This window comes from Pseudomonas sp. PDM18, from assembly GCF_014852585.1.
In the GTDB taxonomy this organism is placed as follows: domain Bacteria; phylum Pseudomonadota; class Gammaproteobacteria; order Pseudomonadales; family Pseudomonadaceae; genus Pseudomonas.
On the sequence record NZ_JACVBX010000002.1, the window covers coordinates 253,257 to 266,499 of the forward strand.

The 13,243-nt window shown below is 64.2% G+C and carries 14 protein-coding genes and 1 tRNA gene; 7 read left to right on the plus strand and 8 right to left on the minus strand.

The annotated features are described in order from the left end of the window. Window positions 1–4 precede the first annotated feature (4 nt). A complete protein-coding gene (trxB, locus tag IB274_RS05965; protein WP_081520473.1) occupies window positions 5–955 on the minus strand; it encodes a thioredoxin-disulfide reductase in 951 nt (316 codons plus the stop codon). Window positions 956–1,176: 221 nt separating this feature from the next. On the opposite strand from trxB, the gene ftsK reads away from it, so the two are divergent. From ftsK to IB274_RS05995, 6 genes are read left to right on the plus strand one after another with little or no spacing between them, the layout of a single operon-like run. Further along, a complete protein-coding gene (gene ftsK / locus IB274_RS05970; RefSeq protein WP_192431110.1) occupies window positions 1,177–3,588 on the plus strand; it encodes a DNA translocase FtsK in 2,412 nt (803 codons plus the stop codon). A gap of 19 nt (window positions 3,589–3,607) precedes the next feature. Next, on the plus strand, window positions 3,608–4,231 hold the full coding sequence (gene lolA / locus IB274_RS05975) for an outer membrane lipoprotein chaperone LolA (protein ID WP_192431111.1): 624 nt from the start codon (window positions 3,608–3,610) through the stop codon (window positions 4,229–4,231). A gap of 38 nt (window positions 4,232–4,269) precedes the next feature. Then, the gene (locus tag IB274_RS05980) at window positions 4,270–5,595 is read left to right on the plus strand and encodes a replication-associated recombination protein A (RefSeq protein ID WP_192431112.1); all 1,326 of its coding nucleotides are present in this window, start codon (window positions 4,270–4,272) and stop codon (window positions 5,593–5,595) included. A gap of 46 nt (window positions 5,596–5,641) precedes the next feature. Next, complete coding sequence (gene serS, locus IB274_RS05985; protein ID WP_081520469.1) at window positions 5,642–6,922, plus strand: serine--tRNA ligase; 1,281 nt, start codon at window positions 5,642–5,644, stop codon at window positions 6,920–6,922. Between the two features lies 1 nt (window position 6,923). Further along, window positions 6,924–8,309: a siroheme synthase CysG gene (cysG, locus tag IB274_RS05990; protein WP_192431113.1), complete on the plus strand. Its 1,386-nt coding sequence runs from the start codon at window positions 6,924–6,926 to the stop codon at window positions 8,307–8,309. Then, window positions 8,306–8,653, plus strand: a complete 348-nt coding sequence (locus tag IB274_RS05995) for a lysozyme inhibitor LprI family protein (protein WP_192431114.1) — start codon at window positions 8,306–8,308, stop codon at window positions 8,651–8,653. The genes cysG and IB274_RS05995 overlap by 4 nt, the downstream gene beginning before the upstream one ends. 76 nt (window positions 8,654–8,729) lie before the next feature. On the opposite strand, the gene IB274_RS06000 is transcribed toward IB274_RS05995, so the two are convergent. From IB274_RS06000 to IB274_RS06030, 7 genes are all read right to left on the minus strand, one after another. Further along, a complete protein-coding gene (locus tag IB274_RS06000) occupies window positions 8,730–9,731 on the minus strand; it encodes a glutathione S-transferase family protein (protein WP_192431115.1) in 1,002 nt (333 codons plus the stop codon). Window positions 9,732–9,819: 88 nt separating this feature from the next. After that, window positions 9,820–10,818 carry a glycosyl transferase family protein gene (locus IB274_RS06005; protein WP_192431116.1) on the minus strand — a complete coding sequence of 333 codons (999 nt, stop codon included), beginning with the start codon at window positions 10,816–10,818 and terminating at the stop codon, window positions 9,820–9,822. Next, a complete protein-coding gene (locus tag IB274_RS06010; protein ID WP_192431117.1) occupies window positions 10,815–11,150 on the minus strand; it encodes a TusE/DsrC/DsvC family sulfur relay protein in 336 nt (111 codons plus the stop codon). The genes IB274_RS06005 and IB274_RS06010 overlap by 4 nt, the downstream gene beginning before the upstream one ends. Beyond that, on the minus strand, window positions 11,147–11,449 hold the full coding sequence (gene tusB / locus IB274_RS06015) for a sulfurtransferase complex subunit TusB (protein WP_192431118.1): 303 nt from the start codon (window positions 11,447–11,449) through the stop codon (window positions 11,147–11,149). Before tusB ends, IB274_RS06010 begins: the two co-directional genes overlap by 4 nt. Further along, window positions 11,449–11,808, minus strand: a complete 360-nt coding sequence (tusC, locus tag IB274_RS06020; protein WP_192431119.1) for a sulfurtransferase complex subunit TusC — start codon at window positions 11,806–11,808, stop codon at window positions 11,449–11,451. Before tusC ends, tusB begins: the two co-directional genes overlap by 1 nt. Continuing rightward, entirely contained in the window at window positions 11,808–12,200 is a 393-nt protein-coding gene (tusD, locus tag IB274_RS06025) for a sulfurtransferase complex subunit TusD (RefSeq protein ID WP_192431120.1), read from the minus strand. Before tusD ends, tusC begins: the two co-directional genes overlap by 1 nt. Window positions 12,201–12,331: 131 nt before the next feature. Beyond that, the gene (locus IB274_RS06030) at window positions 12,332–12,997 is read right to left on the minus strand and encodes a Bax inhibitor-1/YccA family protein (protein WP_192431121.1); all 666 of its coding nucleotides are present in this window, start codon (window positions 12,995–12,997) and stop codon (window positions 12,332–12,334) included. 134 nt (window positions 12,998–13,131) lie between these two features. On the opposite strand from IB274_RS06030, the gene IB274_RS06035 reads away from it, so the two are divergent. Next, window positions 13,132–13,219: transfer RNA gene (locus IB274_RS06035), tRNA-Ser, on the plus strand. Window positions 13,220–13,243: the final 24 nt, after the last annotated feature.

The following is a 13,243-nucleotide window of genomic DNA, read 5'->3' on the forward strand; positions in this document are numbered from 1 at the left end:
CCGATCAGTTGTCGTCGAGGAACTTTTCGGCGTCCAGCGCGGCCATGCAGCCGGCACCGGCGGAAGTGATCGCCTGGCGGTAAACGTGGTCGGCCACATCGCCGGCGGCGAACACGCCGTCGATGCTGGTCAGGGTCGCGTTGCCTTCGGCGCCGCCTTTGATCTTCAGGTAGCCGTCGTGCATCTCCAGCTGACCCTTGAACAGGTCGGTGTTGGGCTTGTGGCCGATGGCGATGAACACGCCGGACAGGTCCAGTTGGCGAGTTTCGCCGCTTTCAGCGTCCTTCAGGCGAACGCCGATCACGCCCATGTTGTCGCCCAGGACTTCGTCCAGGGTGGTATTCCAGTGCAGGCGTACGTTGCCGTTCTTGGCTTTCTCGAACAGCTTGTCCTGCAGAATCTTCTCCGAGCGCAGCTTGTCGCGGCGGTGGATCAGGTGGACTTCCTTGGCGATGTTGGACAGGTACAACGCCTCTTCCACGGCGGTGTTGCCGCCTCCGACCACGCAGACGACCTGGTTGCGGTAGAAGAAACCGTCACAGGTAGCGCAGGCGGAAACGCCCTTGCCCATGAAGGCTTCTTCCGAGGACATGCCCAGGTACTGGGCCGAGGCGCCGGTGGCGATGATCAGCGCGTCGCAAGTGTAGGTGCCGCTGTCGCCCTTGAGGGTGAAGGGCTTCTGCTGCAACTCGGCGGTGTGGATGTGGTCGTAGACGATCTCGGTATCGAATCGCTTGGCGTGCTGCTCCATGCGCTGCATCAGGGCCGGACCGGTCAGACCCTCGACGTCGCCGGGCCAGTTGTCGACCTCGGTGGTGGTGGTCAGCTGGCCGCCGGGCTGGATTCCGGTGATGACAACAGGCTTGAGGTTGGCGCGCGCAGCGTACACGGCCGCGGTGTAGCCCGCGGGGCCGGAGCCCAGGATGATCAGGCGCGAATGCTTGACTTCACTCATAAAAAGACTCCATAAGCCTTTGTCACGTAAGAGAATGCATGCTCCAATTGAGCAGCCGAAAAGCGGTGTTGGGCTATGCTACACCGAACCCCGGAAAGCCGGCAAAAGCGCAATCGGACACGCCCGGGTTCGCTGGCATCGGCCGGCCAAAGCCGTACAATAGGCCCATTTCGCGGCCCAACGACTCTCGGACGCGCGTATAGCGCAGGAATAGAAGCGTTTTGAAGGACACCACAGCAAGCCATGCCGCCGCCTGGCGCCAGCAACTGCACTACCGTCTTAAGGAAGGGGCTCTGATCGCGCTCGGTGCGCTCTGCCTTTACCTGTGGATGGCGCTGCTCACCTACGATTCCTCCGATCCGGGCTGGAGCCACTCCAGCCACGTCGAGCAGGTGCAGAACGCGGCCGGACGCTTGGGCGCGCTGAGCGCGGACATCCTGTTCATGGTGTTGGGCTATTTCGCCTACCTGTTCCCGCTGCTGCTGGCGGTGAAGACCTACCAGGTCTTCCGTAAGCGCCACATGCCCTGGGAGTGGAGCGGCTGGCTGTTCTCCTGGCGTCTGATCGGCCTGGTGTTCCTGGTCCTGTCCGGCTCCGCACTGGCTTACATCCATTTCCACACCAGCGGTGCCCATATGCCGGCCACGGCTGGCGGGGCTCTGGGCGAGAGCCTGGGCCAACTGGGCATCAATGCGCTGAACGTGCAGGGCAGCACGCTGCTGTTCCTGGCGCTGTTCCTGTTCGGCATGACGGTGTTCGCCGACCTGTCCTGGTTCAAGGTGATGGACGTCACTGGCAAGATCACCCTCGATCTGTTCGAACTCATTCATAACGCCACCAACCGCTGGTGGAGCGCCCGCAGCGAGCACAAGCAGCTCGTCGCCCAGTTGCGTGAGGTCGACGAGCGTGTGGCCGAAGTCGCCGCGCCCATCGTGGCGGACCGCCGCGAGCAGGCCAAGGTCAAGGAGCGCCTGATCGAGCGCGAGGAAGCGCTGGTCAAGAGCGTGCAGGAGCGCGAGAAGCGCGTGGCGCCGAAGATCGACGTCCCGCCGCCGCCCACCAAGCCGGCCGAGCCGAGCAAGCGCGTGCTGAAAGAGAAGCAGGCGCCGCTGTTCGTCGATACTGCCGTGGAAGGCACGCTGCCGCCGCTGTCGATCCTCGACCCGGCGTCGGAAAAGAAACAGAGCTACTCGCCCGAGTCCCTGGAGGCCATGTCGCGCCTGCTGGAGATCAAACTCAAGGAGTTCGGCGTCGAGGTCATCGTCGAGTCCGTGCATCCGGGCCCGGTGATCACCCGTTTCGAAATCCAGCCGGCCGCCGGTGTGAAGGTCAGCCGCATCTCCAACCTGGCCAAGGACCTGGCGCGCTCGCTGGCCGTCATCAGCGTGCGCGTGGTGGAAGTCATCCCCGGCAAGACCACCGTCGGCATCGAGATTCCCAACGAAGACCGGCAGATGGTGCGCTTCTCCGAAGTGCTGATGACGCCGGAATACGACGAACACAAGTCCACCGTGCCGCTGGCCCTGGGCCACGACATCGGCGGCAACCCGGTCATCACCGACCTGGCAAAGATGCCGCACCTGCTGGTGGCCGGTACCACCGGTTCCGGTAAGTCGGTGGGCGTGAACGCCATGCTGCTGTCGATCCTGTTCAAGTCCACGCCGGAAGAGGCGCGGCTGATCATGATCGACCCGAAGATGCTGGAATTGTCGATCTACGAAGGCATTCCGCACCTGCTCTGCCCGGTCGTCACCGACATGAAGGAGGCTGCCAACGCGCTGCGCTGGAGCGTCGCCGAGATGGAGCGCCGCTACAAGCTGATGGCGGCCATGGGCGTGCGTAACCTCGCCGGCTTCAACCGCAAGGTGAAGGACGCGGAGGAGGCCGGCGCCCCGCTGACCGACCCGCTGTACCGCCGCGAGAGCATGGAAGACGAAGCGCCGCTGCTGCAGACCCTGCCGACCATCGTGGTGGTGGTCGACGAATTCGCCGACATGATGATGATCGTCGGCAAGAAGGTGGAAGAGTTGATCGCGCGTATCGCCCAGAAGGCGCGTGCGGCGGGAATCCACCTGATCCTGGCGACCCAGCGTCCGTCGGTGGACGTGATCACAGGCCTGATCAAGGCGAACATCCCGACCCGTATCGCTTTCCAGGTCTCCAGCAAGATCGACTCGCGCACCATCCTTGACCAGGGCGGCGCCGAGCAACTGCTGGGTCATGGCGACATGCTCTACCTGCCGCCGGGCACCGGCCTGCCGATCCGCGTCCATGGCGCCTTCGTCTCCGACGATGAGGTGCACCGCGTCGTCGAGGCGTGGAAACTACGTGGCGCGCCGAACTACATCGAGGACATCCTCGCCGGCGCCGATGAGGGCGGTGGCGGTTCGTTCGAAGGTGGCGGTGGCGGCGAAGGTGGCGAGGGCAGCGAGGACGATCCGCTCTACGACGAGGCAGTGCGCTTCGTGACCGAAAGCCGCCGGGCTTCGATCTCCGCCGTACAGCGCAAGCTGAAGATCGGCTACAACCGCGCCGCGCGGATGATCGAAGCGATGGAAATGGCCGGTGTGGTCACTCCGATGAATACCAATGGCTCGCGCGAAGTAATGGCGCCGGCCCCGATCCGTGATTGATTCGACTTCGAGGATTTCGATGCGTCTGATCCGCCTGTTGTTCGTTGCTGCGCTTGCTGTTGCCGGCGTCCAGGCCCATGCCGACGAGGCTGCTGCGCAGCGCCTGAGCGGGATGCTTACCAAGGCCCAGACAATGACCGCGCGCTTTTCCCAGCTGACCCTGGACGGCAGCGGCACCCGCCTTCAGGAAACCGCCGGCACCCTGGGCCTGAAACGCCCCGGCCTGTTCCGTTGGCACACCGATGCGCCGAACGAGCAGCTGCTGATCTCCAATGGGGAGAAGATCTGGCTGTACGACCCGGACCTGGAGCAGGTGACCATCCAGAAGCTTGATCAGCGCCTGACCCAGACCCCGGCGCTGCTGCTCTCCGGCGACGTGTCGAAGATCGGCCAGAGCTTCGACATCACCGCCAAAGATGGCGGTAACGTGGTCGACTTCACCCTCAAGCCGAAGTCCAAGGACACCCTGTTCGACAGCCTGCGGATTTCCTTCCGCAGCGGCGTGGTGAATGACATGCAGCTGATCGACAGCGTGGGGCAGCGCACCAATATCCTGTTCTTCGACGTGAAGATGAACGAGACGATGGACGCCAAGCAATTCGTCTTCGACGTGCCCAAGGGCGTCGACGTCATCCAGGAATGATCGGCGCCCGGCGCCTGCTTTAAGTAATAGGTAAGACAGTGGATCTGTTCCGCTCCGCCCCCGTTTCCCAGCCCCTGGCCGCGCGCCTGCGCGCGACCAGCCTGGACGAGTACGTCGGCCAGGAGCACCTGCTCGCCCGCGGCAAGCCGCTGCGCGAGGCACTGGAGCAGGGTGCGCTGCACTCAATGATCTTCTGGGGCCCGCCCGGAGTGGGCAAGACCACCCTGGCGAAGCTGCTGGCCCAGGTCACCGACGCGCATTTCGAGACCATCTCCGCGGTGCTCTCGGGTGTGAAGGAAATCCGCCAGTCAGTGGAAGTGGCCAAGCAGCACGCGGCGCAGTACGGCCGCCGCACCATCCTCTTCGTCGACGAAGTGCATCGCTTCAACAAGAGCCAGCAGGATGCCTTCCTGCCCTATGTGGAAGACGGCACGCTGATCTTCATTGGCGCTACCACCGAGAACCCGTCTTTCGAGCTGAATAACGCGCTGCTCTCCCGCGCCCGCGTCTATGTGCTGAAAAGCCTGGACGAAGCAGCCCTGCGACGACTGGTCGAGCGCGCGCTGACCGAGGAGAAGGGGCTGGGCAAGCGCAACCTGAGCCTGCCTGACGACAGCTTCGCCATCCTCATGGCTGCCGCTGATGGTGATGGGCGGCGCCTGCTCAACCTGCTGGAGAACGCCTCCGACCTCGCCGAGGACAACGGCGAAATCAGCGCCGAGCTGCTGCAGAACCTGCTGGGCGACTCGCGCCGGCGCTTTGACAAGGGTGGCGAGGCCTTCTACGACCAGATCAGCGCGCTGCACAAGTCGGTGCGCGGTTCCAGCCCTGACGGCGCGCTGTACTGGTATTCACGTATGCTCGATGGCGGCTGCGACCCGCTCTATATCGCCCGCCGCGTGGTGCGCATGGCCAGCGAGGACATCGGCAATGCTGATCCGCGGGCCCTGACCCTGTGCCTTCATGCCTGGGATGTGCAGGAGCGCCTTGGCAGTCCTGAAGGTGAGCTGGCGATTGCGCAGGCTATCGTGTACCTGGCCTGCGCGCCGAAGAGCAATGCTGTCTACAACGCCTATAACACGGCGCGCCGTGACGTGGCGGAGAGTGGCTCGCTGGAGGTGCCGCTGCATCTGCGCAATGCACCGACAAAGCTGATGAAGAACCTGGGCTATGGCGACGAGTACCGCTATGCCCATGATGAGCCGGATGCCTATGCGGCTGGAGAAGACTACTTCCCCGAGGCCATGGAACCGCGCCAGTATTACCAACCCGTGCCGCGCGGGCTCGAACTGAAGATTGGCGAAAAGCTGCGCCACCTGGCCAGCCTCGACAAGGCCAGTTCCCGCCGTCGCAGAAAATCCTGAAGTGGCGCCCGCGAGCGCCGCCTGACACTAGACACGAGAAGACACCATGCTCGATTCCAAACTGGTTCGTACCCAGCCGCAGGAAGTGGCCGAACGCCTGGCCACCCGTGGCTTCACCCTGGATGTGGCGCGTATCGAAGCGCTTGAGAGCCAGCGCAAGTCCGTGCAAACCCGTACCGAGACCCTGCAGGCCGAGCGTAACTCGCGCTCCAAGGCCATTGGCCAGGCCATGAAGAATGGTGAAGACGTCGCGCCGCTGAAGGCCGAGGTCAACCGCATGGCCGAGGAGCTGGAATCCGGCAAGCGCGAGCTGGACGCCATCCAGGCCGAGCTGGACAGCCTGCTGCTGAACATCCCCAACCTGCCCCACGAGTCGGTGCCGGTGGGCGCTGACGAGGAGGAGAACGTCGAAGTCCGTCGCTGGGGCACCCCGCGTACCTTCGATTTCGACATCAAGGACCACGTCGCCCTGGGCGAGCAACATGGCTGGCTGGACTTCGAGACCGCCGCCCGCCTGTCCGGTGCCCGCTTTGCGCTGATGCGCGGCCCGATCGCCCGCCTGCACCGCGCCCTGGCGCAGTTCATGATCGACCTGCACACCCGCGAACACGGCTACGAAGAGGCCTACACCCCGTACCTGGTGCAGGCTCCGGCGCTGCAAGGCACCGGCCAGTTGCCGAAGTTCGAGGAAGACCTGTTCAAGATCCAGCGCGAAGACGAAGCGGACCTGTACCTGATCCCGACCGCCGAAGTCTCGCTGACCAACATCGTTGCCGGCCAGATCCTCGATGCGAAGGAGCTGCCGCTGAAGTTCGTCGCTCACACGCCCTGCTTCCGCAGCGAAGCCGGTGCGTCGGGCCGCGATACCCGCGGCATGATCCGCCAGCACCAGTTCGACAAGGTCGAGATGGTGCAGATCGTCGAGCCGTCTAAGTCCTGGGAGGCCCTGGAAAGCCTGGTCGGCAATGCCGAGAAGGTCCTCCAGGCCCTGGAGCTGCCGTACCGCGCCCTGGCGCTGTGTACCGGCGACATGGGCTTCGGCGCGGCCAAGACCTATGACCTCGAAGTCTGGGTGCCGAGCCAGGACAAGTACCGCGAGATTTCCTCCTGCTCCAACTGCGGCGACTTCCAGGCCCGCCGCATGCAGGCGCGCTACCGCAACCCGGAAACTGGCAAGCCGGAGCTGGTGCACACCCTCAACGGCTCGGGCCTGGCCGTGGGCCGCACCCTGGTCGCCGTGCTGGAGAACTACCAGCAGGCCGACGGCTCGATCCGTGTGCCGGAAGTGCTCAAGCCGTACATGGCGGGCATCGAGGTAATCGGCTGAGATGGACTTCCTGCCGCTGTTCCACATCCTGCGCGGACGTCGCGCGCTACTGGTCGGCGGCGGTGATGTCGCACTGCGCAAGGCGCGCCTGCTGAGCGATGCCGGCGCAGTGCTGCGAGTCGTGGCTCCGGAAGTGCATTCGGAGCTGCGTGAGCTGATCGAGGAGGGTGCGGGGGAGTTGCTCCTGCGTCCCTACGCCCAGGGAGACTTGCAGGATTGCGTGCTGGTCATCGCCGCCACGGACGATGAACCGCTCAATGCGCAGGTTTCCCGCGATGCCAACGAGCGTGGCGTTCCGGTCAATGTCGTCGATGCGCCGGCCCTGTGCAGTGTGATTTTCCCGGCCATTGTCGACCGCTCGCCACTGGTGGTGGCGGTTTCCAGCGGTGGCGATGCGCCGGTATTGGCGCGCCTGCTGCGCGCCAAGCTGGAAACCTGGATTCCCGCGACCTACGGCCAGCTGGCCGGTCTTGCCAGCCGCTTCCGCGAGCGCGTGAAGCAGCGCCTGCCGGATCTTCAGCAGCGCCGGAAATTCTGGGAAGACGTCTTCCAGGGCCCGATCGCCGAGCGCATGCTCGCCGGCCAGCCGAGCAAGGCCGAGCGCCTGCTGGCGGACAAGCTGGAAGCGCCGCAGGCCGAGTCTAGTGGTGAGGTCTATCTGGTTGGCGCCGGTCCGGGTGATCCCGACCTGCTGACCTTCCGCGCGCTGCGACTGATGCAGCAGGCCGACGTGGTGCTCTACGATCGCCTCGTTGCGCCGGCCATCCTCGAGTTGTGTCGGCGTGACGCGGACCGACTCTACGTCGGCAAGCGCCGTGCGGACCACGCCGTGCCGCAGGACGAGATCAATCGCAAGCTGGTCGAACTGGCTCAGCAGGGCAAGCGCGTGCTGCGCTTGAAGGGCGGTGATCCGTTCATCTTCGGTCGGGGAGGCGAGGAGATCGACGAACTGGCGGCCAATGGCATCCCGTTCCAAGTCGTGCCGGGTATCACGGCGGCCAGCGGTTGCGCGGCTTACGCCGGTATTCCGCTGACTCACCGCGATTACGCGCAGTCCGTGCGTTTCGTGACGGGGCACCTGAAAGATGGCAGCACCGACCTGCCGTGGAACGATCTGGTCGCTCCCGGGCAGACGCTGGTGTTCTACATGGGCCTGGTGGGGTTGCCGGTCATCTGCGAGCAACTGGTGCGCCACGGTCGCTCCGCCGATACGCCTGCCGCGCTCATCCAACAGGGCACCACGCTGCATCAGCGGGTTTTCACCGGCACCCTGGGCAATCTGCCGGCGCTGGTGGCCGAGCATGAAGTGCATGCGCCAACCCTGGTAATCGTCGGGGAAGTGGTGCAGCTGCGCGAGAAGCTCGCGTGGTTCGAGGGGCAGCGGTGAGAACCCTGCGCGTCGCAATCCTGGGGGCCGCGTGTGCCCTAGGTTGCTTCGCCTTACCGGCCCATGCGGCCAGCTTCGACTGCAAAAAGGCCAGGCAGGCAGACGAGAAGGCCATCTGCGCGGATCGCCAGCTTTCCGAAATGGATGTGCAGGTGGCGACGACCTACCGCCTGCTGCGTGGCCTATTTGCCATGGGCATGCGCGGTAACCTGGGGGACTCCCAGCTCGCCTGGCTGGAGCAGCGCCGCGCCTGTGGCGTCAACAAGGCCTGCCTCAAGCAGCGCTACCAGGAACGCCTGGACGCGCTGCAGAAGGTCTACGACGGTATCGACAAGCCGATCTGACTCGGCACTCCTGCAGGCGCGGACCTTGCCCGCGAATCGCGGTTGTGGCCCACTGCTAGAGGAGCGGTGCCGCTGGTCAGCCCTTGCGCGCTATCCCTTTACCCGGCAGGTGGTCCCGTCCGTGCGGCCCGGTGAAGTCCTGCAGAGGGCCGAGCGGCACGACGCCGGTCGGGTTGATGGTGCGATGGCTGGCGTAGTAGTGGTTCTTGATGTGCTGGAAATCCACCGTTCCGGCAACGCCCTCCAGTTGATACAGCTCGCGCAGCCAGCCGGACAGGTTCGGGTAATCCGCCAGGCGCCGCAGGTTGCATTTGAAGTGGCCGTGGTAGACCGCGTCGAAGCGGATCAGCGTGGTGAACAGGCGCACGTCGGCTTCGGTCAGGAATTCGCCGGCCAGATAGCGCTGCTTGTCAAGGCGCTCTTCCAGCCAATCCAGTTCGTTGAACAGGGTCTTGAAGGCCTCTTCGTAGGCGTCTTGCGTCGTCGCGAAGCCGGCGCGGTACACGCCGTTGTTCACTGCCGGGTAGATGCGCTCGTTCAGCTCATCGATCTGCGCGCGCAGCGGCTCGGGGTAGAGGTCCAGCGTGTTGCCGGTGATGCCGTCGAAGGCGCTGTTGAACATACGGATGATCTCCGCCGACTCGTTGCTGACGATGCGTTGCTCGTGCTTGTCCCACAGCAGCGGCACGGTCACGCGGCCGGTGTAGTGCGGGTCATCTTTGGTATAGCGCTGGTGGAGGAAGGTCAGACCGTCCAGCTTGTCGCCGCTGGAGCCGAGGGCATTGTCGAAGGTCCAGCCGTTTTCCAGCATCAGCCAACTGACGACGGAAACGTCGATCAGCGATTCCAGGCCCTTGAGCTGGCGGTAGATCAGCGTGCGGTGGGCCCAGGGGCAGGCCAGTGAAACGTAGAGGTGATAGCGGCCGGCTTCGGCGCGGAAGCCGCCTTCGCCGGTGGGGCCGGGCTGGCCGTCGGCGGTAACCCAGTTGCGGCGCTGCGCGTTCTCGCGCTGGAAGCGGCCGTCCTTGCTGGTGTCATACCACTGGTCATGCCAGCGGCCATCGATCAACTGTCCCATCTGATTGCTCCAGAAAACGGGGGAGATGGGACCAGTCTATCGGCTGTGGCTCGATTGTTTAGCGCAAAAACAGGATTCCAAGTATCGACTAAATCGATTTGTCCCGCGCAGCCCAGCGCCTATCGGCTTCCGCGAAGGCTTTGTCGCGCTGCAATCCCAGGGCGCGCAGAGCGAGTGCCATGGTCGCGCGGACGGCCAGTTCGCCGTATGCGTCCTCAGCTTCGCCACGCCAGAAGGCCACCAGATGTGCCGGTTCCAGTGTTTCCGGCTTGACGTGGCGCAGCGGCGAGAGCGCCGGCCACTCCTCGTCCCAGGCTTCACCGTCGCGGCAACCATAGAGGTGGGAGGTAGCGTCGGGGTTCATCTCGATCTCGCCGCCTTCGCCCTTGATGACGATGGCGTAGTCGCCGAGCAGACGGCTGCCCTCGCGGTGCACTTCCTGATAGCCGGGGTGGAAGATGCTCTGCAGGACGCAGGTAGCGCCCAGCGGGTTGAGCAGGCGTACGGCGGAGTGCATGGGGGAGCGCAGGCCCAGGGTGTTGCGCAGATCGATCATGTGCTGCAGGCGTGGCATCCAGTCAACCAGAGGGGCGAAGGCGATGCCTTTGGCGTCCAGTGCTGCGCTGACGGAACTCCAGTCACGGCACAGCGGCAGGCCGAGCTGCTCTAGAAGCTGTTCGCTGTAGACCCGGCCGGCGGTATGCGCGCCGCCGCCGTGCAGCAGGATACGGGTGCCGCTGCCTCCCAGGCACTTGGCGGCCAGCAGGTACCAGGGCAGGTGACGCTTCTTGCCGGCGTAGCTGGGCCAGTCGAGGTCTACGGCGATCTTCGGCGCCTGTAGGCGGGAGCGCACGGCTTCGGTGAAGCCGGCGAGTTCCTCGGCGCTTTCCTCCTTGTGCCGCAGCAGCATGAGGAAAGCGCCCAGCTGGGCTTCCTCGACCTTGTCGTCAAGGATCATGCCGAGGGCTTCGCGGGCTTCCTCGCGGGTCAGGCCACGCGCGCCGCGCTTGCCTTTGCCCAGGATGCGGACGAACTGGGCGAAGGGGTGTTCGGCGGGTGTCTGCAGGGCGAGCGGGGCGGCGGTCATAGGCAATTGGTCGGCTTCGGCAGGCCGGCGAGCTTGGCGGCAAGCTTGGCCGGGGTGCCCTTGAATAGGAGGTTTAGGTGCAGACTGCTGCCCTTTTCCGCGCCCAGCTTCTGGGCTACGTACTTGATAAGTGGACGGTTGGCCGGCGAGAGCTGGAACTCGCCGTAGAACTCGCGCAGCAGCAGGAGAATTTCCCAGTGCTCGGGCGTCAGGTAGATGCCTTCGTTCTGCGCTAGGGCCTCGGCGGCTGCATCGCTCCAGTCGTTCAGGTCGACGAGGTAGCCATCCTTGTCCAGCGGCAGGGAGCGGCCGTTGACCAGTAGGGTGCTCATAGCCAGGCGTTCACCTTGTCGAAGCGGGTGCAGAGTTCGACGAAACCGGGGTAACCCACGGCAACGACTCGGGAGGGCACACCATTCATGCCGCGGGCCTGCAGGTCTTCCTGCAGGGCGAATAATGCGTTGCCAGCGGGGAGCGCCTGGAGCGCCTGTGCAGGTTTGCTGCCGGGTCGCAGCGCGTAGACGGCGTCGCCGCTCAGCAGGATGCCGTCGTCTGTCCCCAGCAGGAGCAGGCAACTGTCGAATCGGCCGTCATTGAACGGAGAGTGCGAGAGCAGGTGGAGAGTTGCCATCAGATCGTAATCACCTGGTCGTGGGATTGCAGCAGGTTGCGCAGGGCGTCATCGTCCAGCGCCTGGGCGGGCAGCATCAGGCAGGTGCCGTCCAGTCCGCGCTCTGCGAGGCTGCGGCTACTGGTGTAGAGCGCTTCCACGCCGAACAGTGGTAGAGCTTGCAGGTTGGCCTGCAGGTCCTTCTGCTCGACCGTTGCGGGACGCTGGTCGGGCGCGAGCTGGAAGGCTCCGTCATCGAGAAAGAGCATCGAGATCGGCAGGTCGAAGGCGCCGCCGGCGAGGGCGATATCCAGCGCCTCGCGGGCGGCTGGGCCGGCCCAGGGCGCCTGGCGGCTGATGATCAGCAGGGACTTGGCCATCAGTTGCCTCCGAAGCAGACCAGGCGGTCCGCCAGTTGCGCTGCTTCATGTAGTTGGCCGAGGCCGGAAAGCTCCCAAGGCGCTTGCAGGTTCGCCGCGGGGCGGGAGTAGCGGTTGGCTTCTTCCGTATTGAGCACACCCCGGCGCAGCGCGGCGGCAATGCAGACCACTCCATCCAGCTGGTGGTCGGCGACGAAGCGCGTCCAGGCGGCGGCGACGTCCAGTTCGTCCTGGCTGAAGACGTTGTTTGCCGAGGCGCTGTGCACGCCGCCCTGATAGAAGAACAGTCGGGTGATTTCGTGGCCGCCGGCCAATGCAGCCTCGGCGAAGCGCAGGGCGCGTCGGGCTGCCGGCGAGTGCGGGGGGGAGAAGAGGGCGATGACGAATTTCATGCTCGGACTGATTTCATGCTCGGACTGACTGCAGCGATGTATCGCCGAATGATACGGCAACGCATATTTTTTGCCCTGCTGGAAATGAAAAAAGCCCGTCGAAACGGGCTTTTTCCTGGGCGGCTTGAGAATCAGTCGTCGCTGCCCATGATGCCGAAGATCTGCAACAGACTGATGAACAGGTTGTAGATCGACACGTACAGGCTGATGGTGGCCATGATGTAGTTGCGCTCACCACCGTGAATGATCGCGCTGGTCTGGAACAGGATCATCGCCGAGGAGAACAGCACGAAGCCGGCGCTGATGGCCAGTTGCAGGCCGCTGATCTGGAAGAAGAGCGAGACCAGGACGGCGCCCAGCAGCACGAAGAAGCCCGCAGTGATGAAGCCGGACAGGAAGCTCATGTCCTTTCGGGTGGTCAGTACGTAGGCGGACAGGCCGAAGAACACCAGGGCGGTCATGAAGAAGGCCGAGGAGATGATGCTCGCACCGTTGGCCATGCCGAGGTACATGTTCAGGATCGGGCCGAGGGTGTAGCCCATGAAGCCGGTGAGGGCGAAGGTGCTGACCAGGCCCCAGGCGCTGTTGCGCAGCTTCATGGTGAGGAAGAACAAGCCGTAGAAGCCCAGCAGCACCACGAAGAAGCTGGGGTAGGGCAGACGCATCTGCTGCGAGGCGAAGGCCACCAGGCCGCTGAAGGCCAGGGTCAGGGCCAGCAGGCCATAGGTATTGCGCAGGACGCCGCTGACCTCTTTCTGCTCCACAGCTGCGGAGTCGAGATATTGCCGTTCTTGCATGTCGAGACACTCCTGTTAAGCGGGATACGGATCCATGACCGTAGTGGTGCTCATCATAACAGAGGGAAAAGCGTGCTGAATCATCAGAGTTTGACAGTGTGTTGCGATCCGGTAATATTGCCGCCCGCTCATGTGGAAGCGTGGCCGAGTGGTTTAAGGCAACGGTCTTGAAAACCGTCGACGGGCAACTGTCCTAGAGTTCGAATCTCTACGCTTCCGCCACTATTACAACGTTGAAAGCCCCGC